General features: G+C 57.6%; 23 protein-coding genes and 1 tRNA gene. 14 read left to right on the forward strand and 10 right to left on the reverse strand.

Features of this window, described 5'->3' with window-relative positions; translation table 11 throughout:
• Window positions 1-57 precede the first annotated feature (57 nt).
• Window positions 58-195 (reverse strand): hypothetical protein, encoded by a 138-nt coding sequence (locus tag FLS37_RS07115; protein ID WP_157315366.1) that lies wholly within the window; start codon window positions 193-195, stop codon window positions 58-60.
• Window positions 196-1,546: 1,351 nt separating this feature from the next.
• On the opposite strand from FLS37_RS07115, the gene FLS37_RS07120 reads away from it, so the two are divergent.
• Window positions 1,547-3,160: a methyl-accepting chemotaxis protein gene (locus tag FLS37_RS07120; RefSeq protein WP_198314523.1), complete on the forward strand. Its 1,614-nt coding sequence runs from the start codon at window positions 1,547-1,549 to the stop codon at window positions 3,158-3,160.
• 27 nt (window positions 3,161-3,187) lie between these two features.
• On the opposite strand, the gene FLS37_RS07125 is transcribed toward FLS37_RS07120, so the two are convergent.
• The 3 genes from FLS37_RS07125 to guaB all read right to left on the reverse strand — a co-directional run bounded on the left by FLS37_RS07125 (window position 3,188) and on the right by guaB (window position 6,305).
• Window positions 3,188-4,000 carry a DUF2145 domain-containing protein gene (locus FLS37_RS07125; RefSeq protein WP_157315370.1) on the reverse strand — a complete coding sequence of 271 codons (813 nt, stop codon included), beginning with the start codon at window positions 3,998-4,000 and terminating at the stop codon, window positions 3,188-3,190.
• A 23-nt stretch (window positions 4,001-4,023) separates the two neighbouring features.
• A complete protein-coding gene (locus FLS37_RS07130) occupies window positions 4,024-4,467 on the reverse strand; it encodes a hypothetical protein (RefSeq protein WP_157315372.1) in 444 nt (147 codons plus the stop codon).
• A gap of 371 nt (window positions 4,468-4,838) precedes the next feature.
• Window positions 4,839-6,305, reverse strand: coding sequence for an IMP dehydrogenase (gene guaB / locus FLS37_RS07135; RefSeq protein WP_157315374.1), 1,467 nt, complete (start codon window positions 6,303-6,305; stop codon window positions 4,839-4,841).
• A 328-nt stretch (window positions 6,306-6,633) separates the two neighbouring features.
• Between guaB and FLS37_RS07140 the strand changes: the two genes are divergently transcribed.
• From FLS37_RS07140 to FLS37_RS07150, 3 genes are read left to right on the forward strand one after another with little or no spacing between them, the layout of a single operon-like run.
• Window positions 6,634-7,809 (forward strand): patatin-like phospholipase family protein, encoded by a 1,176-nt coding sequence (locus FLS37_RS07140; protein ID WP_157315376.1) that lies wholly within the window; start codon window positions 6,634-6,636, stop codon window positions 7,807-7,809.
• 29 nt (window positions 7,810-7,838) lie between these two features.
• Window positions 7,839-8,360: a disulfide bond formation protein B gene (locus FLS37_RS07145; protein WP_157315378.1), complete on the forward strand. Its 522-nt coding sequence runs from the start codon at window positions 7,839-7,841 to the stop codon at window positions 8,358-8,360.
• Window positions 8,357-9,292, forward strand: a complete 936-nt coding sequence (locus FLS37_RS07150; RefSeq protein WP_157315430.1) for a hydrogen peroxide-inducible genes activator — start codon at window positions 8,357-8,359, stop codon at window positions 9,290-9,292. The genes FLS37_RS07145 and FLS37_RS07150 overlap by 4 nt, the downstream gene beginning before the upstream one ends.
• Window positions 9,293-9,512: 220 nt before the next feature.
• Here FLS37_RS07150 and FLS37_RS07155 read toward each other — a convergent pair.
• Window positions 9,513-9,596, reverse strand: a tRNA-Leu gene (locus FLS37_RS07155).
• Window positions 9,597-9,667: 71 nt separating this feature from the next.
• Entirely contained in the window at window positions 9,668-10,531 is an 864-nt protein-coding gene (gene rsmI, locus FLS37_RS07160; protein WP_232522527.1) for a 16S rRNA (cytidine(1402)-2'-O)-methyltransferase, read from the reverse strand.
• On the opposite strand from rsmI, the gene FLS37_RS07165 reads away from it, so the two are divergent.
• The 4 genes from FLS37_RS07165 to FLS37_RS07180 are packed head-to-tail and all read left to right on the forward strand — an operon-like array spanning window position 10,526 to window position 13,237.
• The gene (locus FLS37_RS07165) at window positions 10,526-11,680 is read left to right on the forward strand and encodes a penicillin-binding protein activator (protein WP_157315380.1); all 1,155 of its coding nucleotides are present in this window, start codon (window positions 10,526-10,528) and stop codon (window positions 11,678-11,680) included. The two genes, rsmI and FLS37_RS07165, sit on opposite strands and share 6 nt — an antisense overlap.
• Window positions 11,677-12,012 carry a YraN family protein gene (locus FLS37_RS07170; RefSeq protein WP_157315382.1) on the forward strand — a complete coding sequence of 112 codons (336 nt, stop codon included), beginning with the start codon at window positions 11,677-11,679 and terminating at the stop codon, window positions 12,010-12,012. The genes FLS37_RS07165 and FLS37_RS07170 overlap by 4 nt, the downstream gene beginning before the upstream one ends.
• Before the next feature lie 53 nt (window positions 12,013-12,065).
• Window positions 12,066-12,656: a phosphoheptose isomerase gene (locus FLS37_RS07175; RefSeq protein ID WP_157315384.1), complete on the forward strand. Its 591-nt coding sequence runs from the start codon at window positions 12,066-12,068 to the stop codon at window positions 12,654-12,656.
• A complete protein-coding gene (locus FLS37_RS07180; protein ID WP_157315386.1) occupies window positions 12,656-13,237 on the forward strand; it encodes a BON domain-containing protein in 582 nt (193 codons plus the stop codon). Before FLS37_RS07175 ends, FLS37_RS07180 begins: the two co-directional genes overlap by 1 nt.
• An 82-nt stretch (window positions 13,238-13,319) precedes the next feature.
• Here FLS37_RS07180 and FLS37_RS07185 read toward each other — a convergent pair whose 3' ends face one another.
• Complete coding sequence (locus FLS37_RS07185; RefSeq protein WP_198314524.1) at window positions 13,320-13,922, reverse strand: arylesterase; 603 nt, start codon at window positions 13,920-13,922, stop codon at window positions 13,320-13,322.
• Between FLS37_RS07185 and FLS37_RS07190 the strand changes: the two genes are divergently transcribed.
• The 3 genes from FLS37_RS07190 to FLS37_RS07200 all read left to right on the forward strand — a co-directional run bounded on the left by FLS37_RS07190 (window position 13,921) and on the right by FLS37_RS07200 (window position 18,203).
• A complete protein-coding gene (locus tag FLS37_RS07190; protein ID WP_232522528.1) occupies window positions 13,921-14,643 on the forward strand; it encodes an ABC transporter ATP-binding protein in 723 nt (240 codons plus the stop codon). The genes FLS37_RS07185 and FLS37_RS07190 overlap by 2 nt on opposite strands.
• A 2-nt stretch (window positions 14,644-14,645) precedes the next feature.
• On the forward strand, window positions 14,646-17,120 hold the full coding sequence (locus FLS37_RS07195; RefSeq protein ID WP_157315390.1) for an ABC transporter permease: 2,475 nt from the start codon (window positions 14,646-14,648) through the stop codon (window positions 17,118-17,120).
• Between the two features lie 162 nt (window positions 17,121-17,282).
• Entirely contained in the window at window positions 17,283-18,203 is a 921-nt protein-coding gene (locus FLS37_RS07200; RefSeq protein WP_157315392.1) for a phosphotransferase family protein, read from the forward strand.
• A 277-nt stretch (window positions 18,204-18,480) separates the two neighbouring features.
• Here FLS37_RS07200 and recQ read toward each other — a convergent pair whose 3' ends face one another.
• The 3 genes from recQ to prmB all read right to left on the reverse strand — a co-directional run bounded on the left by recQ (window position 18,481) and on the right by prmB (window position 21,693).
• Entirely contained in the window at window positions 18,481-20,295 is a 1,815-nt protein-coding gene (recQ, locus tag FLS37_RS07205; RefSeq protein WP_157315394.1) for a DNA helicase RecQ, read from the reverse strand.
• A 131-nt stretch (window positions 20,296-20,426) separates the two neighbouring features.
• Complete coding sequence (locus FLS37_RS07210; protein ID WP_157315396.1) at window positions 20,427-20,588, reverse strand: hypothetical protein; 162 nt, start codon at window positions 20,586-20,588, stop codon at window positions 20,427-20,429.
• A 196-nt stretch (window positions 20,589-20,784) separates the two neighbouring features.
• On the reverse strand, window positions 20,785-21,693 hold the full coding sequence (gene prmB, locus FLS37_RS07215; RefSeq protein WP_157315398.1) for a 50S ribosomal protein L3 N(5)-glutamine methyltransferase: 909 nt from the start codon (window positions 21,691-21,693) through the stop codon (window positions 20,785-20,787).
• A gap of 192 nt (window positions 21,694-21,885) precedes the next feature.
• Here prmB and FLS37_RS07220 point away from each other — a divergent pair, with 192 nt between their 5' ends.
• The 3 genes from FLS37_RS07220 to FLS37_RS07230 all read left to right on the forward strand — a co-directional run.
• On the forward strand, window positions 21,886-22,254 hold the full coding sequence (locus FLS37_RS07220) for a hypothetical protein (protein ID WP_157315400.1): 369 nt from the start codon (window positions 21,886-21,888) through the stop codon (window positions 22,252-22,254).
• Between the two features lie 149 nt (window positions 22,255-22,403).
• Window positions 22,404-23,861, forward strand: a complete 1,458-nt coding sequence (locus tag FLS37_RS07225) for a DEAD/DEAH box helicase (RefSeq protein WP_157315402.1) — start codon at window positions 22,404-22,406, stop codon at window positions 23,859-23,861.
• A 158-nt stretch (window positions 23,862-24,019) separates the two neighbouring features.
• The coding region (locus tag FLS37_RS07230) for a transposase (RefSeq protein WP_198314525.1) at window positions 24,020-24,159 on the forward strand (140 nt) is incomplete at its 3' end.

Below are 24,159 nucleotides of genomic sequence, written 5' to 3' on the forward strand. Positions count from 1 at the left end.
ACGCCTGTGGCTAACCCGCCCTACATTTTTGTGGTTTTATGCGCCGTTGGCGCAATGTTAAATGCGCGTTCCGCCGCGCAGGCGGGCAGGGCGCTTCTGCAAATACCCCTGCACCCCAAAGCGGCCCTCGGCATCTGCGTCGGCTCCGCCGATGCCCTCGCTGCGGACAATCGGCAAGGCGGCGGGCTTTAACAAAACAGAGCCCGCCGAAACCCCTTGCCGCTTGTTTACCCCTTCGGGTATCCCGCGTCGCTAAGCGGCACAGCCGCTAAGCTTTGGCGTCACCTCGCTCGGCGCTGATGCAGGGGATTCCACGCAGAACAACGATTACGGTATATACATGCCTTGGTATTTCCCTGTAGATTAATTTTGGTAAGGCTTTTAGCGCAATACCCATGCTTGCTTTATTCACGCTGTGTGGGCTGGGACTTTAATCCCCTGTCGCCCATCGCCGAGGGCGTGGCCTAAGGCTAATAGCCCGGAGGGCCGCAGGCGGGGGGGCTCCTTTGGGGTGTTGGGGGCTTTGGAGAAGCAAAGCCCCCAACCTGCCCGCGCGGCGGAACGCGCATTCAAACATCGCGGCGTAGCCGCATAAAACCGAAGCTCGCGCAGCGAGTTTTGCGGCGCCACGCCGTGGCTTTTTCAAGCGGGGTTTCGCGGCGATCGGGCACGCGAGGGTTGCAAGGGACGGAGCAAGACCCGTCCCTTGCTCGTCCGGCGGGCGAAACCGCCGGTTCACCGCCTGCGGCAGCAGGCTATGCCATCGTGGATATTTAAAATCAGCTGGTTTTGTGCGCCGTTGGCGCGATGTTTTCAATGCGCATTCCGCCGCGCAGACGGGCAGGGCGCTTCTGTAAATACCCCTGCACCCCAAAGCAGCCCCCGGCATCTGCGTCGGCTACGCCGATGCTGGCCTTAGGCCACGGCCTGCGCTAAGGCGACAAGTCGCCAAGCTCCGTCACGCCTCGACTGCGGACAATCGGCAAGGCGGCGGGCTTTAACAAAACAGAGCCCGCCGCTTACCCCTTGCCGCTTGTTTACCCCTTCGGGTATCCCGCGTCGCTTAGCGGCACAGCCGCTAAGCTTTGGCGTCACCTCGCTCGGCGCTGATGCAGGGGATTCCACTTAGACCCACCATTGCGGCATATACATGGCAGGGTGTTGCTCTGTAGGTCAATTCCGATCTGGCTTTCAGCACAATACCAATGCCTCTTTTGTTCGCGCTGTGTGGTCTAGGGCTTTAATCCCCTGTCGCCCATCGCCGAGGGAGTGGAGTGAGGCAAACAGCTTTTCGTTTGGCTCACGACCGACTGAGGGTAGCCCGGAGGGCCGCAGGCGGGGGGCTCCTTTGGGGTGTTGGGGGCTTTGGAGAAGCAAAGCCCCCAACCTGCCCGCGCGGCGGAACGCGCATTCAAACATCGTGGCATAGCCGCATAAACAATGCGCCGGCAAGGCGTGGCGATGGGCGTTAATTTGCTGCGTTTTTGCGGTGGCTTTGGCTATGCTTAATTTTGGTTTTGCATATGGCAAAAGAAGGATGGGGATCATGAATATCAGTCAGCGTTTGCTTGCAATGATTGCGGTGGCTCTTCTGGCTTTGCTGGCTTTGGCGATGCTGGGTAGTTACAAGCTCAAGCAGGATGTGGACCAGTTTAGCGCGCTGGATGTCAATGTGATTCCCAGCCTGGTGCTGATCGGTAATCTGGATGGGGCGATTGCGCAGAACCGGATTGCGATGTTTGCGCATATTCTGGCGCCCAATGATCAGCAAAAATCGGAAGTCGAGCAGCAGCTTTTACAGCGCAATCAGCACATCGAGCAGTTGCTGGTCCAGTATCAGGCGCTGTTGATTAATCCGCAGGAGCAGGCTTTGCTGGCCAAGCTCAAAGAGAGCTATAGCCTGTATCAGGAGGTGTTTCTCAAGGTGATCGAGCGCTCCAAGGCGCGCGATAATACCAGCGCTTTCGCGCTGGCCGATGGGCAGGGCGCTTCGCTTAATCGCCGTTTGATTGCCGATTTGCGCAAGGTGATCGAATTTAATCAGCAGCATGCCAGCGCCAGCGTTGCCGTGGCCAAGCAGGAGGCGAGCCGGGCGATTACGTTGTTTGTGGCGCTGGCGGTGCTGGCCACTGCGGCTGTGCTGGGGCTGGGCGTGTGGATTTTGCACGCCATCCGCCAGCCGCTGCGCCAAACATTGCGGGCGGTAAGCCATATCGAGTCATCGCTGGACTTCACGCATCGCGTGCCTGCTGCGGGCAAGGATGAAATTGGCGAATTGGTATTGGCGTTTAATAGCTTGTTGCGTACTGTGCAGCAAAGCTTTGGCAGCATCAGCCAGAATATTCACGCCATGACTAATTCGGCGCACCAGATGGTCGATGCCTCGGGCGATTTGTCGCGGGTGGCGGGCGACTCCAGCGAAGCAGCGGCGCATATGGCGGCGACGGTGGAGGAGGTGACGGTGAGCATTGGTCATGTGGCCGAGCGGGCGCGGGATGCGGATCAGCACGCGGGCTCTTCCGGCCATCTGGCGGCGGAAGGCGAGGAGGTGATTCAGGCGACGGTGGCCGAGATCAACGGCATTTCAAACACGGTGAACGAGGCTGCGGGTGAGATCACTGCGCTGCGCGAACAAAGCCAGCAGATCCAGGCCGTGTTGGGCGTGATCAAGGATATTGCCGATCAAACCAATCTGCTGGCGCTGAACGCCGCCATTGAGGCGGCGCGTGCAGGCGAGCAGGGCCGGGGCTTTGCCGTTGTGGCTGATGAAGTGCGCAAGCTGGCCGAGCGCACCAGCAATTCGACGCACGAAATTACCGCCACGGTGAGCCAGATTCAGGAGGGTGCCAACCGAGCTGTGAGCCGGATGAATCAGGTGGTTCAATCAGTCAATCAGGGCGTAGCATTTGCCCGTGATGCGGGGGATGCCATCCACCGTATCCGCAGCGCCTCCGATAGCGTGCACGATTATATTTCCGAGATTTCCGAAGCCATCGGCGAGCAAAGCAGCGCCAGCACAGCGATTGCGCAACAGGTCGAGCAGATCGCCAGAATGGCGGGCGACACCAGCGGCGCAGCCCGGCAGGCAGCCAGCTCGGCAGGCCAATTGTGCGAGCTGGCCGACGCCGTCCAGCAAACGATAGGACGTTATCGTATCTAAGCCGTGGCGCGCGCTAGGCTGCTGGCTTTATGGCAACGCTGGCAAGGGCTGGGCTTCGACCAGATAGGTGCGGCTGCCCGGCCCGACATTGCTGATGAAATTGACGATGGAATCAACGGTCACGGTGTTGATCCGGCCTGCAAGACGCAAATCGCCGGGGTGATCGTCAAAAGCAATATTGGCACGGAATACCCGCCCGCCCAGCCGTTTGAAGGTGTTGATTTTCAGCTCGCTGGCCTGATAGCCGGCGAGTTTGAGCCATTGTTGGGCTTGCTCGCGATTGCGGATTTCAATGTCTTTGCTCATCGCACGGGCCAGATTTTCCAGTGCCCACTGGTTTGAATTCTGATAGCGGGTCGAGAATGGATAGGCGACCATATTGTAGCGTTCGCTATGCAGCACGTTGAGCTGCTGGCTTTGCAGCAGGGCATGCAAGCGTTCCTGTGTTGCTGCAGGTGGGACGATCAGCAGCGCGTCGTAGGCGACAGGGTCATCCATAAAGAAATTGGCCAGCCCTTCTTGCCAGATGGCCGAGGTGGCTGTGCCGCAATCGTTCAGCGCGTGCACGACGCGCCAGTTGCCTTGCTGCGCCGGGTCTCGCCAGACAAAGCCCAGATGCGAAAACCGCAGTCGATACGCCGATAAATCCTGTCCGATTCGGGCGATAAGCGCGACCTGGGGTTTGATTTTGTTCAGCTGCTGCATGCTGGCGTAGCCTGCCGCCATGGCTTTGCGAAAAGCCTGCGGGTCGGTGGGAGTTTCTTCGCAGCTGCGGCCTGCCCAAGCCGGGCTGGCCAGCAGCAAGCTAAGAGCCAGCCAGATGATGTGCAATGGGTACATTGTTTTTCCTGAATTATTCTTTCTTACTTACCGCTCACTTTGCTTTGCCCAAGCAGCGCCTGCCCGATTTCATTGGGAATAAAAGCCACCAGTTTGCCCGAAGCAATGAGCGCGTAGCCGGTGGTTTCACTCACCGCTTTGATGGATGAGCCAACCGCCAGCCCCAGCTCCTGAACAGCCTTGCCGCTGAGTCTGATCAGGTAGCGGCTGCCGTCTGCGGCGTTCTCGACGGTGACGGTAATGACTTCGGCGCCAACGGTACTCAGGCCGATAATAGTCAGCCCGCTACCCAGACCCAGTGCGGCCGAAGCTTCAATCGGCTTGCCTTGCAAGGACAATAGTGGCGAGAGCAGCACCGAGGCGAGGCCGCTCTGCAGCATTTCCGAGCCTTCCTTGCGGGCATGGGCGGTGCTGCTCAGTGCTGTTGCCAGCAGCGTGGTCAGCAAAATAGCCGGTAGTTTGCGCATGATTTTCTCCTGTGTCAGTGCTGGTGAGCTTATTCGTCAGCTTGTTGCTACTATGCCGCAGTAATTTGCCTTGAGCAAACGGTATGCGTCTTTCTCTGTTTGGAACATGGTCCGCTTGATTGGCGCATTAGGAAGGTTTTTACCCGTTCAACGTGTAACTGCTCGGGCTGGTTTGGCGGCAGTGGCAATGGTAGTTGCTGGCAAGCAGCTGATAGATTGATTATTAATCTAGGTGATGGGTATTGCCTTGAAGCCATTGATATTGTTGTTCTTCATGGCTATACCTGTATGATTTTTGCTTGAGTGAGCTTGACTGTAGCCAATAAAAAAGCCGCCTTTCAAGGCGGCTTTTTTGGCGAAAGCGTTCAGGATTAATCCTGATGGTAGTTCGGCGCTTCTTTGGTGATTTGCACGTCGTGAACGTGTGATTCACGAATACCAGCGGCAGTGATTTGCACGAACTCAGCTTTCGCGTGAACGTCGGCAATCGTGGCGCAACCGAGGTAGCCCATTGAAGAGCGCAAGCCGCCAACCAATTGGTGGATTACTGCTGTCAGTGGGCCTTTATACGGAACGCGACCTTCGATGCCTTCCGGTACGAGCTTGTCAGCATCAGCGGTTTTGTCTTGGAAGTAACGGTCAGACGAGCCGTTTGCGCCAGCCATGGCACCGAGCGAGCCCATGCCGCGGTAGCTCTTGTACGAACGACCTTGGTAGAGTTCAACTTCGCCTGGTGCTTCTTCTGTGCCGCCGAACAAACCGCCCAACATCACCATGTGCGCGCCCGCAGCGATGGCTTTAGCGATGTCGCCCGAGAAGCGGATACCGCCGTCGGCGATCAATGGCACGCCAGTGCCAGCCAATGCTTCAGCCACATTCGCCACGGCAGAAATTTGCGGTACGCCCACACCGGCTACGATACGCGTCGTGCAGATCGAGCCTGGGCCAATGCCCACTTTGACCGCGTCGGCACCGGCTTCAACCAGCGCTTTGGCCGCTGCGCCAGTGGCGATATTGCCGCCGATGACTTGCACTTGCGGGAAGTGTGTTTTTACCCATTTCACACGATCCAGCACGCCCTGGCTGTGGCCGTGGGCGGTATCGACCACGATCACGTCAACGCCGGCTTCAACCAGCAATTTCACGCGCTCGTCGGTGCCTGCGCCTACGCCAACCGCAGCGCCAACGCGCAAGCGGCCTTGCTCGTCTTTGGCGGCCAGCGGGTGTTCGCTGGTTTTGATAATGTCTTTTACGGTGATTAGGCCTTTGAGTTTGAAGGCGTCATCAACGACGAGGACGCGCTCAAGGCGGTGTTCGTGCATCAGCGTGCGAGCGTCTTCAATGCTTGTGCCCTCGCGAACGGTCACCAGTTTGTCTTTCGGCGTCATGATCGATGAAACCGGCACATCCAGGCGCGTTTCAAAACGCAGATCACGGTTGGTGACGATGCCAACTACGGCGCCGTTCTCTACCACGGGCAGACCGGAAATTTTATGCTGGTGAGTCAGGGCAATGACATCACGAACCAGCATGGCCGGTGCCACGGTAACCGGGTCTTTCACAATGCCCGATTCGTAGCGTTTTACTTTCGCGACTTCCTGAGCCTGGCGCTCGCCAGTCATGTTTTTGTGAATGATCCCGATGCCGCCTTCCTGTGCCATTGCGATGGCCAGACGCGCTTCGGTGACGGTATCCATTGCAGCAGACACCAGAGGGAGGTTCAGGCGGATACCGCGCGTGAACTGGGTTGCCAACGAGACATCGCGTGGCATCACGTTTGAATGGGCTGGGACGAGCAATACGTCGTCGAACGTGAGGGCTTTTTGCACAATGCGCATGAGCTAAATCCTTTTCGCCAAAAAAGCATTATACCGAAATGCAAGTTTTTCGACTATGGCCTTGTAATATGACAAACGCAGCGGCAAAGCAGATTTTTGTCCGGTCAGTGGCTGCAAACGTGGGAATCGGCGTATCAACGCAACAGATTAATTGTTTTCTCCCCGCTGCTTGCCCGCTTAAAACGGGGAGTCGCAGCCAGTAACACTGCCCGGCAGGCCCTGAATCGCCTGTGAATGCTGCGTTGCATGATTGCTGTATTGCCCGCGCCCAGCTAGCTTGTAAGTAAGAAAGCCTGATGCCAATCAGAGCGTCAGGCGGGGAGGCGATATGAGTCGGCAATTGCATACGGCACCCGATACGGCGCTGATCCTGTCTGGCGGTGGCGCACGCGCCGCCTATCAAGTGGGGGTTTTGCTGGCGATTGCCCGCTTGCTGCCCCAGCATGCTCCCAATCCGTTTCCGATTATTTGCGGTACATCGGCTGGTGCAATCAATGCGGCCGGTCTGGCCATGGGGGCGGGCGAATTTCGTCGGTCCGTGTTTTCGCTGGCGCGTATGTGGCAAAACCTGCAGCCCGAACAAATCTACCGGGGGTCGATGAGTTGCCTGATGGCCACTGGCGCACACTGGCTGGCCGCATTGCTGGTGGGCGGGTTGGGCCGGAAAAACCCGCGCTCTTTTCTGGATAATGCGCCGCTGCGCGAGTTTCTGGCCGGGATTGTCGATTTCCCGAAAATTCAGGCCAATCTTGATTGCGGTGTACTCAAGGCGGTGTCTATCTCGGCGCTGGGTTATAGTTCGGGGCAGTCGGTGGCTTTTTTTCAGGGCATTGCCGAGCTGGAAAGCTGGCAGCGCGCATCCAGAATCGGGGTACGTACCGAGCTCAACCTCAATCACCTAATGGCTTCCAGCGCTATACCCCTGGTTTTTCCTGCCGAGCGGATTCATCGTGAGTATTTTGGCGATGGTTCGGTGCGGCAAATTGCACCATTGAGCCCGGCTATTCATCTGGGCGCTCGCCGCATACTGGTGATCGGCGTGGCGCCGCAGAGCGAAGAGGGGCCGGCGCGCCAGCACACCAGTGGCTACCCGACGCTGGCGCAGGTGAGCGGGCAATTGATGAACAGCATTTTTCTCGATTCGCTGGAAACCGATCTGGAGCGCATTACGCGGATTAACCGCACCATTTCGCATATCCCTGCGCCGGTGCGTGGCGAGGTTGGACTCAATTTGCGTCCGATTGAAGTTCTGACGATTTCTCCCTCGCAACCGCTGGAAAAACTGACGCTGCCTTTCAAGCGCGAATTCTCGCTGGGCATGCGGTTTTTTCTCGGCGGTTTGGGGGCTTTTCGGCGGCAAGGCTCGGTTCTGGCGAGCTATTTATTGTTTTGCGGGCCGTATGCGCGCAAGCTGATTGCTTTGGGCTATCACGATGCGCTGGAAAAAGAGCAGCAACTCCGTCATTTTCTAGCTGCAGAGCAGGCAACTTCGGCGGTAGAATAGTCCTTTTCTATTTTGCGCGGAGATCCGGCATGTATCGTCTTGGCTGGCGGCCCGGTTTTGGTATCCTGTTTATCGCCTGTGCAGGCATGATTGCCTTCGCGCTCTATCATCAATTCTATCAATGGCTAATGCCGTGTCTGATGTGCGTGTACGAGCGCATTGCGATTATCGGCTTTGGCCTGTTTGCCCTGCTGGCGGCGATTTTTCCGCCCAAAAAACGCAGCGGTGTTTATGTTTACACCGGCATCCTGACCCTGTGGGGTCTGTTCGGTGCGATCACCGGCCTGCGCCATGTCTGGATGCAATATGGCCCGAAAGACCCTTCCGTTTCGTGCGCCTCAAGTCTGCCGTTTCCGATTGACCTCAATGCCTTGCCCGGCTCGATTGCTGCGGTGATTCGTCCGGTGGGCGATTGCGCCAATATTGACTTTACGATTTTCGGTATCACCATGCCGATCTGGATTGTGCTGGCTTGTCTGGGTCTGGTGGCGGTGACGTGGCTGCTGGCGCGTCGCCAATTGACTGAAATCCGTCGGAATCAATGGCGATGACCCTTACCGAGCTCAGATATATTGTTGCTGTGGCGCGCGAGCGTCATTTTGGCCGCGCCGCCAATAGCTGTTTTGTTTCGCAGCCTACGTTGTCGGTGGCGGTGAAAAAGCTCGAAGATGAGCTGGGCGTCACTTTGTTCGAGCGCTCGTCAGGCGATGTGACGCTGACCGCCAATGGCGAGCGGATTGTCGAGCAGGCCCAGCGCGTGCTGGAAGAAGTCTCGGTGGTCAAACAGCTGGCCGAGCAGGGGAAAGATCCGCTGGCAGGTACGCTGCGTCTGGGCGTGATCTACACCATTGGTCCGTATTTGCTGCCGCACCTGATTCCACAGCTGCGCACGCTGGCACCGCAGATGCAATTATTGCTCGAAGAAAACTACACTTCGCGGCTGGCCGAGATGCTCAAACAAGGCGAGATCGACGTCGCGATTGTGGCTGAACCATTTCATGAAGGGGGTATTGCCACACAAGCCATTTATGAAGAGGGTTTTGTGGTGGCTACCCCTAGGGGGCATGCTTGGGAGCAGTTTGCCGAAATTTCGGCCGAACAATTAGCCGAAGAAAATGTACTGCTGCTCTCGCCTGGCAATTGTTTCCGCGATCAGGTCCTGCAAACCTGCCCCGATCTGAATCGCGAAAGCATGAGTCATGGTAGCTTGCAGCGCACTTTGCAGGGCTCGTCGCTAACGACGATCCGGCATATGGTGGCAGGTGGCATCGGCGTGACGGTATTACCGGCCACCTCGGTTAGCGCCGCCGACGACGCGCTGCTGAGTATTCGAGCGTTTGCCGAGCCAGCGCCCACACGGCGCGTGGTGATGGCTTGGCGGCGCAATTTTCCGCGCCTGGCGGCCATCGAAGCCTTGCGCCAAGCCATCTTACAATCGAGCATGCCCAAGGTAAGCTGGTTGCACGAGGCGGAGATCGCCTGATTCGCTGAGCGGGTCATATGGAGTAAGCAGGGGGCTTGATGCAAATCAGGCCCTTTCTGTTTTCGGATTCGTGTAGGCGGCCGGTCTGTTTGATCGAGTGGTGATGGGGTATTGCTCTGTAGGGTATATTTAGATTGACTTGTATAGATATACCCATGCTTTCTGCAAGCTGCGGGCAACAAAAAACCCGCCAGACTGATGTGCTGTGCGGGTTGTTTGCTGGTGCCCAGGGTCGGACTCGAACCGACACACCTTGCGGCGGGGGATTTTGAGTCCCCTGCGTCTACCATTTCGCCACCTGGGCAGGTGCTGTGTAGAGAGCGCATATTAGACACAAAGTGCTCGCTTGGCAAGCAGCTCGTGCGATTTTTTTTGCTAATCGGCGTTTTTTAGCGCCAGCGCACGCTCGTACAGGGCATTGCGCGGAGCACCGGAGATGGCTTGTGCCAGCGAAACGGCCTGCTTGAGTGGCAATTCGGCCAGCAAAGGCGTCAGCAAGCTGTCGTAGCTGCTGCCTTCGGCTTTTTCTTCAGGCGCAGCGGCATCGACCACAATCACCGCTTCGCCGCGCTGCTGATTGCTATCGCTGGCAATCCATTGCGCCAGCTCGGCCAGCGGCGCACGGCGAATGGTTTCATAGGTTTTGGTCAATTCGCGCGCCAGCACGGCTTCACGTTCGCCGCCAAATACGGTGGCCATATCGGCTACGCATTCGGCAATCCGATGCGGGGCTTCGTAAAACACCGTGAGGTAAGGCAGCTGGCGCAGCGCGGTCAGCGCATCGAGCCGTTGCTTGCTTTTGGGCGGTAAAAAACCGTAAAAGAGGCTATGGGCGCAGCTAAAACCGCTGGCCGACAAAGCGCTGGTCAGCGCTGATGCGCCGGGCACCGGAATCACGGCAAAACCGGCGGCGTGTACTGCTGCTGCCAGCACCGCGCCCGGGTCGGAGACGGCAGGCGTGCCCGCGTCGGAAACCTGTGCCACGGTGTCGCCTGCGGCCAAGCGAGCGACGATTTTTTCGGCCATGGTGCGCTCATTGTGTTCGCGAACCGAAATCATCGGCGTACTGATGCCAAACTGTTTGAGCAGCTGCCCGGTGACGCGCGTGTCTTCGGCGGCAATCACATCGGCCTGCTTTAATACGGCCAGTGCGCGTTCGGTAATATCACCCAGATTACCGATTGGCGTGGCAACCACATATAATGCAGACTTGCTGACAGGAATATCAGGCTTATGCACGTAAAAAATCTCCTTGGCTCGCAGATCAACACCTTTGACGCTGCGGCTACTTTAGCAAAAGCGGCCGCCATCAAGTCGTTTGACGCAGCCCGATTTGTTGCCCGGCTTGCGGGTATGAGTGCGCTACTATACGTCTCGCTAGGCGTCACGGCCACTACTGCGCACGCCGAGGACGAGGTGACTGCTGCCAAAACGGGCTATATCGCGCTTTTGCTGCCCGGCCATGCCAAGGCGTTCAAACCGGCGGTAGACCAGATTCGTGCCGGTATTCTGGCCGCTGAGCGCGTGCATGGCGGTGGTGATTCGCCACCGCTACGAATGTTTGATACCACCGACAAGGAAGAAGACGTTCAGGCCCAGTACCAGAAAGCGGTGGACGGCGGCGCGGTGGCGGTGATCGGGCCTTTGACCAAATCGGCGCTTAATTTTCTGGCCGACAGTACCGATCTGACCGTACCAGTGATCGCGCTCAACAGCTTTGACACCACCACCTTGCCGCAGGGCAAGCTCTATAGCTTTGGCCTGGGCGTCGAAGCCGATGCTGCGGCCACCGCGCAATTGATGAAGCTTGATGGCCTGCAACAGGTGGTTGTTTTGCAAACAGAAGATTCAATTGCCCAGCGGCTGGCGCAAAGTTTTGTCGCTGCCTGGCGCGGGCACACCGGTAGCGATCCGGTGATGATTACCATTGCCAATCCGCGTCGTGATGCGGTGCAATTGAAAACACAATTGGCCGAAGTGTCGGCCGATGCCGTGTTTCTGGCGATGGATGCCAAGGCGGCCCGGGCGATCCGGCCATTTCTGGGTAATGAGCGCGCCATCTACGCTACCAGCCAGATCAACCCCGGACGCTTGCCTGCCACCACGCTGATTGACTTGGCGGGAATCAAATATCTGGACATGCCCTGGCTGGCCAACCCGACTCAGGAAGGCTACGAGTTGTACGATAGAGTGCGTTCGAGCTCGAATGATCTGGAGAGATTGTTTGCGCTGGGGCTTGATGCGTGGCGAATTGCCGCCATCTTGTCTGCAGGGGGGCAGCTTGAGCGTTTGGACGGTGTGACCGGCATCCTGAGTCTGGGCGCCGATAATATTGTTCAGCGCGATATGCAGCTCAGAACCATGGGCCAGCCGGATGGCAGCCGATGAATGACAAAGGCCAGCTGGCCGAGCAGATGGCTGCGGCCTATCTGATCGAGCACGGGCTGACCATTCTGGCGCGCAACTGGTCGTGCCGCCACGGTGAAATCGATCTGGTGGCGCAAGACGGCAAGCAGCTGGTTTTTGTTGAAGTTCGCATGCGCCAGTCCAGCCGTTTTGGCGGCGCTGCGGCCAGTATTACCCCGGCCAAGCAGGCTAAGCTCTGGGCCAGTGCCCAACAGTATTTGCAAGGCATCAAATCGCCGCCTGCGTGCCGGTTTGATGCCATTTGTATCGATGGCCAGACCATTTCTTGGCTGAAAAACTGCATTAGCGCCTAAGCCGGATAAAGCGTATCGGCTATTGCGCCAAGGCAAATAAAAAAGGATAAACCATGGATTTGATTCAACGTGTTCAGCAGCATTTCGAGGAAAGCGTTGCTGCCAAGCAGGCAGCGATGGAGGTGCTCAGCCCGGCCATTGCGCTGGCCGCCGAAAAAGTGGTTCAAACCTTGATTGCCGATGGCAAAATCCTGGCGTGCGGCAATGGTGGCTCGGCGGCGGACGCCCAGCATTTTGCCGCCGAAATGGTCGGCCGCTTTGAACGCGAACGCCCCGGTTTGCCTGCGATTGCGCTGACAACCGATTCGTCGGCGCTCACCGCGATTGCCAACGATTATGATTTTGATCTGGTTTTTTCCAAGCAGGTGCATGCGCTCGGTCGCGCTGGCGATATTCTGGTGGCCATTTCCACCTCGGGAAATTCGGCCAATGTGATTTCGGCCATTCATGCCGCGCACGACCGGCAGATGACCGTGCTGGCCTTTACCGGCCGCGATGGGGGGCAGATCGCCGATTTGATGACGGGCGATGACGTCAATATCTGTGTCAACCACCCACGCACGGCGCGGATTCAGGAAGTGCATATCACGGCGATTCATGCGCTGTGTGATGCCGTTGACTATATGTTGCTCGGAGGTGATTAATGATGAAACGTCTGATAACTGCTGCCTTGCTGGTCAGCAGCCTGAGTGCCTGCGTGCCGCTGGTCGTTGCCGGTGGTGTTGCCGTTGGCGCCTGGATCGGCTCTGATCCGCGCCCGAGCCTGACGATCAAACAGGATACGACGCTGGGTGCCAATATTAGTGCACGGCTGGTCGATGAATGGAAGGAAAGGGCTCACGTGACGGTGAATACCTTCAATGGCCAGGTTTTGCTGACCGGTGAAGTGCCTGATGCTGCCGCCAAAGCGCGCGCGGAGGAAATCGCCCGCTCGTTTGCCCAAACCAAACGCGTATTCAATGAGCTGTATGTGGGGCCGGTTTCCACGACGAGCGAGCGCCTGAATGATACCCAACTGACCACCCGGGTTAAAAGCGCATTACTCACCGCCACAGGTGATGCCTCGGCCGTGCATCTGCAGGTGATTACCGAGCGCTCAACCGTGTATTTGCTGGGCATGAGTCAGCCAGCGCTGGCCGATAAAGCCGCCAATCTTGCCGCCTCGGTATCGGGCGTGAGCCGCGTAGTCAAGCTGGTGCAGCCGCTGCAACCGTTGCCACAATAGACTGGCGCTTGCGCCAGCCCATAGCTGATAGGGGTATATGCCTGAAGCAATTTTCAGTATTGGCTTGCAGGCATATACCCCTTTATATTTGAAAGTCTTTCAGAATGTATTGCAGCAAAATCGGCTGTGCTGCAGCCGTGGGGTGGAGCTGGTCGGGCTGGAAGTAGCGGTTTTGCTGAATAATCGGCTCGAGCAAAAACGGGCTCAGGCTGACTTTGTATGTTTTGGCCAGCTCAGGATATGCCGCCGCAAATTGCTGGGTGTAGCTGGCGCCGTAATTAGGTGGCATCTGCATCCCGATCAGATGCACTTTGGCACCGGCGTTTTGCGCCTGTTTGATCATGCTGCCCAGATTCTGTTTCATGCTGGCAATGGGTAGGCCACGTAGCCCGTCGTTCGAGCCCAGCGCCAGAATCACCCACTTGGGTTGATGCTGTTTCAGGCTGGCGGGGAACCTTGTGAGCCCTCCGGCAGTCGTTTCACCTGAGACGCTGGCATTGACGATCCGGTATTTTTTGCCCTGCTTTGCCAGATTTTGTTCCAGCAGTTTGGGCCAGGCCTGATTGGCGGCAATGCCATAGCCTGCCGACAAGCTGTCGCCAAACACCAGAATAACCGGTTCTGCCGCCTGCACTGCGTGCATCGCCAGGGCGCTACCAATACTGATAAGGATGCGTTTGAACATGTCCGATCTGACTCCAAGCATGATTGAGGTGCGCAATGTCTATAAGCACATTGATACCGGCTCCCAATCGCTGACCATTTTGCACGATATTGATTTCAGTGTACCAGCTGGCGCCAGTTTGGCCATTGTCGGGCGTTCGGGCTCGGGTAAATCCAGCCTGCTGGCCTTGCTGGCCGGGCTCGATTTACCCACGCAAGGGGATATTCTGCTGCAGGGCAATGCGCTGCAGGCTTTGGACGAAGACGGGCGGGCAAAAGTTCGCGGTCAGCTGGCGGGCTTTGTTTTTCAATCGTTTCAATTGCTACCCGAACTCAATGCGCTGGAAAACGTCATGCTGCCGCTGGAGCTGGCAGGCGTCGCCGACGCTGAGCAGCGTGCAGCGCACTGGCTGGAGCGAGTAGGGCTGGCGCATCGCACCGATCATTTGCCGCGTCAGCTCTCGGGCGGCGAGCAGCAGCGCGTGGCCCTGGCGCGCGCTTTTGCGCCCAAACCGGCGGTGCTGTTTGCCGATGAGCCAACCGGCAGCCTTGATAGCGCCACCGGCGCGGTGATCGCCGATTTGCTGTTTGACCTGAACCGCGAAATGGGCACCACGCTAGTGCTGGTGACGCATGACGAAACGCTGGCTGCGCGCTGCTCGCATCTGCTGCGCTTGCAGGCGGGGCAGATCACCGAATGGCTGGCGGCTGACGAGCGCACATTACTGGAAACGGCGGTCTGATCATGGCAAATCTTGCGACACGCTGGGCTCCGCTACGCCTGCACTGGCGGCTGTTTGCGCGCAGTATGGCGGCGGGCGAATACAAAACACTGCTGCTGGCGCTGGTCATTGCGATTGCCTCGCTCACCGCCGTGGGCATGCTCACCGAGCGCGTACAGCGCTTGCTGCTAGGGCAGGCCAATCAATTGCAGGCCGCCGATGCCGTGCTGGTGTCCGATCATGCGATTGCGCCGACGGCAGCACAGCTGGCGCAGCAGTATGGTTTGCAAACCGCGAGCACGGCCACCTTTCCGTCGATGGTCAGCTTTGGCGAGCAGACCAGTCTGGCTTCAGTGAAAGCCGCTAGCGCCAGCTATCCCTTGCGCGGCCAGCTGGCCCTGCTGCCGCCAGCGCAGAACGCAACCCTGCGCAGTGGTGAGGCGCTGATCGACGCCCGCTTGCAGGCGGTGCTGGGGGTGAAGACCGGGCAAACGATCCAAGTCGGGCAGCTCAATCTGACGGTGAGCGGCATTATTGATCGCGAGCCTGACGCGGCATTTGATTTTTCCAGCCTGCAAGCGCGCCTGCTGATCAGTGAGGCCGATCTGGCCGCCAGCGGCTTGCTCGGCTTTGGCAGCCGGGTGAAATACCGGCTGATGGTAGCCGGAGAGGAAGCACAGCTTGAGCAGTGGCAGGCGAGTATGAAGCCCAAGCTCGCGCGAGGCGAAAGCCTGGAAAACGTGCGTGAATCGCGCCCCGAGCTTAAGCAATCGATCGATCGTGCCGAGCGCTTTTTGCGGCTGGCCGCGCTGCTGGCGGGTGTGCTGGCGGCGGTAGCGATTGTGCTGGCTGCCCGGCGCTTTGCCTTGCGGCATTTTGATACGGTCGCTTTGCTGCGCACGCTGGGCGCGAGCCAGCGCAAGGTGCGCGCTATTTTGTTTAGCCAGTTGTTGTTGCTCGCTGGCTTTGCCGCCGTACTGGGCGGCGCGCTGGCCTGGCTGGCGCAAACGCTGCTGGTCTGGCTGATCGCCGATCAACTGCCAGCGCCGCTGCCTGCGGGTACGCTGTGGCCGTGGGGCTGGGCCAGCTTGCTCGGCTTGGTACTGTTGCTCGGTTCGGCTGGACCGATTTTGCTGACGCTGGCCAAAACGCCACCTTTGCGCGTGCTGCGCCGTGATCTGAGCGTGAATGTGCACTGGGTCTGGCAATACGGCATCACGATATTGGCCATGGTGGGTATCTTGCTGCAGATTGCTCAAGATATAAAGCTGGCGGCTATAGTGGGTGGGGGTATTGTGCTGGCGCTGGCTTCGGTGGCGCTGCTTTCCTACGGCGTACTCCATCTGATGCAGCGCTACTTCAAGCGTGGTAGCCCCAAAATCGCCTTGCGGCAAATGCTGCGCCAGCCCGGCTTGCTGCTGGCGCAATTGGCCGCGTTAACCCTGGGTCTGTGCGGTTTATGGCTATTAACCGTGGTGCAGAACGATTTGCTCGCGGCTTGGCGCGCGCAGGTGCCTGCCAATGCGCCCAATCATTTTGCCGTGAATATCCAGCCCGAGCAGCAGGCGCAATTTAGCCAGCTGTTTGTGCAGGCCGGATTGCCGCAGCCCAAGGTACAGCCGATGATTCGTGGTCGCTGGGTCTTGCACAATCAGCAGAGCGTCAAACCCGATAGCTATGCCGAGCCGCGCGCGCGGCGGCTATCCGAGCGCGAATTCAATCTGTCATGGGGCGAGGAAGAGCGCGCCGATAATCAGCGCGTGCAAGGCCCGCCGCTCAATCAGCAGCAACCGGGCTGGTCGGTGGAGGCCGAGCTGGCCGAGCAGCTGGGCATCCGGCTGGGCGATGTACTCACTTTTGATATTGCCGGTATGCCGGTGAGTGCGCCGGTGGTGAATTTACGCAAGGTGAACTGGGGCTCGTTTCGCGCCAATTTCTTTGTTATTGGCTCCGAGGTGATGATGCGCGAGCAGCCCAGCAGCGCAATCAGCAGCTTTTATCTCCCCAAAACGCAGCCGCAGCTGATTCCCGATCTGGTTCGCGCCATGCCCAATATCACGGTGATCGACGTCGGGCAGGTGCTGGCGCAAGTTGAATCGGTGATTAGTCTGGCGTCAGCCGCCCTGCGGCTGGTGTTTGTGATGTGCGTGCTAGCGGGGTTGACGGTGTTGCTGGCGGCGCTGGACACCAATGAAGCCGAGCGGCGGCGCGAAGCAGCGCTGATGCGCTCGCTAGGCGCCAGTACGCGGCGCATTGCACAAATCTGGTGGCTGGAAAGCCTGTTTCTCGGTGCCGTGGCAGGCCTGATGGCCGGTCTGGTGGCCGCTATCGGCGCCTGGTATATCGCCTACAGCGTGTTCAACCTGCCGTGGCTCATCAACTGGGCTTTGCCGCTGTATTCCGCCCTGGCCGGCATGGCGCTGACCGCGTTGACAGTCGGGCTACGCTTGCTCGCGCTGGCGCGAACAACGCCTATGCTGATGCTGCAGGCGGATTAAGGCCGTGCGCAGACGAGGCCTGCCCTCGTCTGTGCTCAAAGCCCCAGCTAATCCTGTGTCGTGCTTTATCGCGATTATCTGCCGCAGATTTGTGCCAGCGCAAAACATGCTGTGCCCGCCAGGCGCATGCTCACCCTTAATATTGATCTGAGGTGGTGAGTCATGTTTATTCTTGAGCAAGGGCAGGTTGAGCGCTTGTGCCAGAGCTATCTGGGCGGAAACGCGACTGCCGTGGAAAAAATTACCGGCTTTCAGGCCGACGTGTATCTGGTGCAGGTGGGGCGTTTGCGCGCCGTGCTCAAATGCTACCGCCAGCCTCATCAGGCGCAGCGTGAGGCGCAAGCGCTCAATCAGTTGCGCCAATACGTGCATGGTCTGGCGCTGCCGGAAGTGATTGCCGTGCATCAGCCCGGCCAGCAAGGCGAGGCGCTGGTGCTGACGTATATTCACGGCGCGCCCGCCAGCCATGAGCTGGAATCGCCCATTGAAATCGACCGCTTTGCCGATGATTTTGTCGACTGGCTGCGCGGCCTGCACGCGATTAGCTGCGAGATGGGTTTTCAGGACGAAGCCGGGCAATGGCACAGCCAGTTTGCCGCTGCCTATCAGGCCGATCTGCAGGCACGCGTTGCCTGGCTCAATGGTCACAACGCGGCACAATGGATCAGCCAGCCGCTGCGCGAAGATCTGATCGAGCTGGCGGGCAAATTTGCCCAATTGCCGCTGTCAAACCGCCAGACCAGCAGCATCATCCATGGTGACGCGCACGCGGCTAATTTTCTGGTGAATCCGGATACGCACCGCCTGTGCGGCGTGATTGATCCGGGCATGGTGCGTTTTAGCCATTGCGAGCTGGATCTGGTGCAGCTCGATACCGTGCGGCCGGATTTGAAACTGCTGGGCAATTATCTGAATAAATCGGACTTTGATCCGGGTATACGTCTGCGGCTGGCTTTCTTTGCCGTCTTCAGCGATATACATCAGGTCGCACAGACGGGTGTGTGCGATGAGGCCACATTGATGCGCAAACTGAGCAAGGTGCAACGTTTGCTGGATGCGGCAGCCGTAGTGCCGATGTCATAAGACGATTGAGGCTTCATTACGCTAGGGCGTATTTGATACGTAGCGGCAATACGCCTGAAATGCTGAGGTCGATGGCGTAGTGCCTGCGGCGACTACGCCCTACGTTGTCGATTTGATGGGTATCTTCTTGAGGCTGTTGATAATAAATGGCTGGATTTATATACCCTGGGTTGGTATTCTGCCGCCTCACGCCTCACGCCTCACGCCTCACGCCTCACGCCTCACGCCTCACGCCTCACGCCTCACGCCTCACGCCTCACGCCTCACGCCTCACGCCTCACAGCGCCAGATTATTCTCGTTCAAGACGCGTAAAAACGCGTCGCCGTATTTTTCCAGCTTGCGATCACCCACACCGCTGATGCGCGAGAGCTCGTAATGATCCAGTGGGCGCAGGCGAACCATTTCTTTGAGCGTGGCATCGCCAAACACGTGGTAGGCAGGTGCTTCGATTTCATCAGCCAGCTGCTTGCGCAGTTTGCGCAGCGCCTGCCACAGCGCCTGATCGGCTTCAGAGCTAAATTCGCTGCCTTTGTCGCCGCGATAGCTGAATTTCTCGGTGCGCGCGCGCAGATAGAGCGGGTTTTCGCCTTTTAAAAACGGACGGGCTGCGTCGGTCAATTGCAGCCCGCCGTGGCCTTCGGGCGAGAGCTGCAATGCGCCTTTGGCGAGCAGTTGGCGGAAAACGGCGCGCCAGCTGGCTTCGTCGATGTCTTTGCCGATACCGAAGGTGCTGATTTTATCGTGCAGATTGCTCACCACTTTGGCATTGCTTTTGCCGCGCAGCACATCGACCAGATGACCGACGCCGAAGCGGTTTCCGGTGCGATACACGCATGACAGCGCTTTTTGCGCGGCCTGAGACATTTCAACCAGTTGTGGCGGATTCAGGCAGTTGTCGCAGTTGCCGCAAGCGATCGCGTTCTCGCCAAAATAGCCGAGTAACACCGTCCGGCGGCATTCGGTTGCTTCAACAAGGCCCAGCATGGCGTCGAGCTTGCGCCGTTCAACGTGTTTTTGTTCTTCCGGGCTGCCGCCTTGCTCGATCATCTCGGCCAGCAGCATCACATCATTCAGGCCATACGCAAGCCAGGCATTGGCGGGCAGGCCATCGCGGCCAGCACGGCCGGTTTCCTGATAGTAGTTTTCGATTGATTTGGGCAAATCCAGATGCGCGACAAAGCGCACGTCGGGCTTGTTGATCCCCATGCCAAAGGCAATCGTCGCCACCATCACCACGCCTTCTTCGCGCAGGAAAATTTGCTGATGCTTGGCGCGCGTGCTGGCATCGAGCCCGGCGTGGTAGGGCAGCGCCCTGATTTCCTTGGTGCGCAGCCACGCGGCGGTGTCTTCAACTTTTTTGCGCGACAGGCAGTAAACGATGCCCGAGTCGCCTTCGTGCTCGCGGCGCAGGAAAGTCAGCAATTGGTCGCGCGCGGTTTTTTTCTCGACCATCGTGTAGCGCAGATTGGGCCGATCAAAACTGGCGACAAATTCCTGCGCGTTTTCCAGCTGCAGCCGCTGTTTCATCTCGGCGCGCGTGGCGTGATCGGCCGTTGCGGTGAGCGCGATGCGCGGAATACCGGGGAAATCGCTCGCCAGAATCGACAGCGCCAGATATTCAGGGCGGAAATCATGCCCCCATTGTGATACGCAATGTGCTTCGTCAATCGCAAATAGCGAAATGTGCGCTTGGCGCAGCAAGGACTGAAAACGTTGCGTCATCAGCCGCTCGGGCGCGACGTAGAGGAGTTTGAGTTTTCCAGTCAGAAAGTCGTTTTCGACTTCGCGCGCAGCGGAGGCATCGAGCGTTGAATTCAAAAAGGCCGCAGCGACGCCCAGCTCTTTGAGCGCTTCGACCTGATCTTGCATCAACGCGATCAGCGGTGAAACAACAATCGCGCAACCATCGCGCACCAAGGCGGGGATCTGGTAGCACAGCGATTTGCCGCCGCCAGTGGGCATCAGAACCAGCGCATCTTGCCCTGCGCACAGCGCATTGACGATCTGCTCCTGCTCGCCGCGAAAGGCGCGATAGCCAAAGACGTGTTCCAGGCAATGCAGGGCGGGCGTGTTGGGGGAGGTGTTTTGCATGACGGCGCTATTGTACGCCGCTTGCGCCTGATCGTCGTTGAAATACGATCAGGCGCAAGAAAGAGCTACTTATACGGCTCACGAGTATTTGATTCTGGGACTTGTTGAACTTGGTTTGTAGCGATATACCCTTAGTTTTCTTGTTTATGCTGCAGCATAGTCAAGGGCGCGGCCTGTGTGGTCAGCGGGTGTAGTTCCTGATCGAGCAGGGATTTTTTCTTGCTAAAACGCGACCAGGGAATAAACGGCAAACAGGCTAGTACAATGAGCGTGATGATCAGAAATTCCAGCATGATTAAATTAGCCCACGTCAAAGATTAAGTTGGCGTCAGTATAAATTCAGCTTTGTTTCTTGTGCAATGCGCAAGGCATGAAAAGAGGATAAAAACCTACAAGTGGCGAAAGTAGGGCTGGTGAGCTTGATTGGGGGCAGATGGCGATGAATAAAGCCCCCTGTCGTATCGTCGCATACAACAGGGAGCATCAAGCTTACAAGCCGGCTTCGATCAGCATTTCGCGTGTGAGCAAGAACACAAAGCCATCGCCTGATTCGGTGGGCAGCCAGACAAATGGCAAGGTAGGGTACTGCTCTTCCAGTACGTCGCGGTTGTGACCGATTTCAACGACCAGTATGCCGTGCGGATTCAGATGCTGCGTGGCTTCCGCCAAGATACGGCGGGTAATATCAAGGCCGTCTTCGCCGCTACCCAGCGCCATTTCCGGCTCGTGCAGGTATTCGGGTGGTAGCTCTTCCACGCTGTGGGCGTCAACATACGGCGGATTGGAGATAATCAGATCGTACTTCATCTCCTCCACAGCGCTAAAGAGATCCGAGTCAAGCAGATCAATCCTGTCGCCTAGGTTGTAATCGAGCACATTGATTTCCGCGACATCCAGCGCGTCGGGCGATAGATCAACCGCGTCGATGGCTGCGTCAGGGAAGGCATGCGCCATCAAAATGGCCAGGCAGCCTGAGCCCGTGCACAAATCGAGCGCATTATGAATCAGCTCGGGGTACTCCAGCCACGGCTCCAACCCTTCATTGAGCAAAATCTCGGCAATAAAGGAGCGCGGCACAATCACGCGCTCGTCAACGTAGAATTTGAAATCGCCCAGATAAGCTTCTTTGGTCAGGTAGGACGCAGGCTTGCGCGTGACCACTCGCTCTTGCAGGATATTGAGTACCAGCTCGACTTCTTCAGGCAGCAGCCGGGCATCAAATACCGGCTCAAGCCGATCAATCGGCAATTTGAGTGTGGAGAGGATCAGATACGCCGCTTCATCCCATGCTTCACTGGTGCCATGGCCATAAAACAGCTCGGCAGCATTGAATCGGCTGACGGCAAAACGGTGCAAATCACGCACGGTGGTCAGGTATTCGCGGGCAGTTTCGTACATTCGGAGGCTCCAGGCAGGAGATTAACAAAGAGCCGATAGTGTACTGCCATTAAGTGACGGCACCAATGTTTTCGCTCAAGGTCAGGCCAGTGTCTTGGCTTGATTGCTGTGGGCTTGCTGCCGATTTGCGATTAAGATATCGCTCTTTTTTGCGCCGGATCGAAGGCGTGATCGACATGCTGGGGAGTGCGTGTGAACTGCAAATGGCTGATCGCTTTATTTTTCCTGTTTGCTCCTACGGCCTGGGCAGAACCGGCGCTCGATGCGGGGCAGCAGCGCGTCAGCGCCGCGATTGAAACATGGCGCGGCTGTATCCGGCAGGAGCTGCAGCTGCAGATTGATAGTATTGCTTCGGCTGTGTTTATTGCCGATGCCACGCTGAACTTGTGTGATGCGCCATTTTGGCAATTGCAGCAGCTGATGCTCTCTGACATGCAGGCGCGCGATACGCAGGCCAGTGAGGATCAAATCGTGCAGCTGGTTGGCGATAGCCTGCGCGATGTAAAGGATAATCACCGGGCCAAAATTATCTCGCTGGTTCTCAAGCATCGTGCCAGATAAACTTTTTTCTGGCCTGCTCGGTAAATGCTTGGTTTTTATCCGGATTTTTCCCCGCTTAGCGGTGTAATCAACAGGCTTTGGTAGGCAGTTGGGCCTGCTTGGTGTAAAGTGCCGCTTTAGTTGAAATTGCACATTGGAGTGGTATGGGTATGACATTTGCAACGCTTGGCCTTGCGCCTGAAGTTCAAAAGGCAGTTGCCGAGCAGGGCTATGAAAACCCGACCGCAATCCAGTCACAAGCCATTCCGGTCATTCTGACCGGCCAGGATGTTTTAGGTGCCGCGCAAACCGGTACCGGCAAAACCGCCGCGTTTACGCTGCCGATCCTGACCAAGATCATCCGTCATGCCAGTACCAGCGTATCGCCAGCGCGTCACCCGATTCGTGTGCTGATTCTCGCGCCAACGCGTGAGCTGGTTGATCAGGTGTACGACAACGTGGCGACGTACAGCAAATACACCGGCTTGCGTAGCCATGTAGTGTACGGCGGCGTCGATCTGAAAGCGCAAATTCCGGCGCTGCGCGCGGGGGTTGAAGTGCTCGTTGCGACACCAGGCCGTTTGCTTGATCACATCGGGCAAAAAAATATCAATTTGTCACAAGTCGAAATCTTGGTGCTCGATGAAGCCGACCGCATGCTGGACATGGGCTTTATCCTCGATATCCGCGAGATCTTCAAGCTGTGTACCAATCGCAAGCAAACGCTGCTGTTCTCGGCGACGTTTGCGCCGGAAATCGTCAAGCTCAGCAATGAGTTTATGAATAATCCGGTCAAGATCGAAGTGGCACGCCAGAATTCGGCCAATGAATCGGTCAAGCAAGAGCTGCACCCGGTGGAAACCGGCCGCAAGCGCGCCTTGCTGGCGCATTTGATCCGTGTGCATGATATGGGTCAGGTGATTGTATTTTGCCGCACCAAAATCGGTGCCGAGCAAGTATCACGCGAGCTAAAACGCGCCGGGTTTAATTGCGAAGCGATTCATGGTGACCGCGATCAGAAAGCGCGGACCGAGGCACTGAATAAATTCAAAGCGGGTGAGACCAAAGTCTTGGTGGCAACCGATGTGGCCGCGCGGGGTCTGGACGTGACCGACTTGCCATTCGTGGTGAATTTCGAGCTGCCGACCAATCCTGAAGACTACGTGCACCGCATTGGCCGCACTGGCCGTGCTGGCGCGACCGGCATTGCCATTTCACTGGTCGCACCCGAGGAAGACAAAGCTTACAACGGCATCAAAGCTTTGCTCAAACGCGATCTGCCATTGATTCCGGTGCCAGGATTTTCGCCGGGAACGATTCAGATTGTTGATGAGCGTGAATCAAGCCGCGAGCGCTTTGCATCCGATCGAGGCGAGCGTGGCGCTGGCCGTGCTGCTCGCGGTGAGCGTGATCGCTTTGGCCGCCGTGATTCGCAGGTTCGCGATGCGCATGTTCGTGATGGTGGCATGCGTGACAGCGCCCCAGCAGGCGAGCGTATGCCGTCACGGGCCGCGCGTGATGCCATGGATATTCCGGCATTTCCAAGCGATCTGCCCAAGCTGCCGAAACGCGGGCCACAGATTGCGGCGCTATTTCTGCCTAAGCGTACGGCACCGCCACAAGCCTAATGCCAAGTTTGAAGAGCGGATTACATGCAAAAAGGGCCCTTGGGCCCTTTTTAATTAATCTGAGGTAAACCCCCGGCTTTGCCGGGGGACTCACCAAGGTTTGACCTATACAACGGTCATTGTGAAGCTCCGATCTCGACCAAGAGAAGGAGTTTCAAATGAAAGAGTATCAAAGTCTGAGCCATACGCGTTGGGATTGTAAATATCACGTGGTGTTTATCCCCAAGGCGAGAAAGAAGCGATTATTCGGCGCATTGCGCCGTAATCTTGGGGTTATTTTCCATGAGCTGGCACAGCA

Source organism: Chitinibacter sp. GC72 (genome assembly GCF_009760905.1).
In the GTDB taxonomy this organism is placed as follows: domain Bacteria; phylum Pseudomonadota; class Gammaproteobacteria; order Burkholderiales; family Chitinibacteraceae; genus Chitinibacter.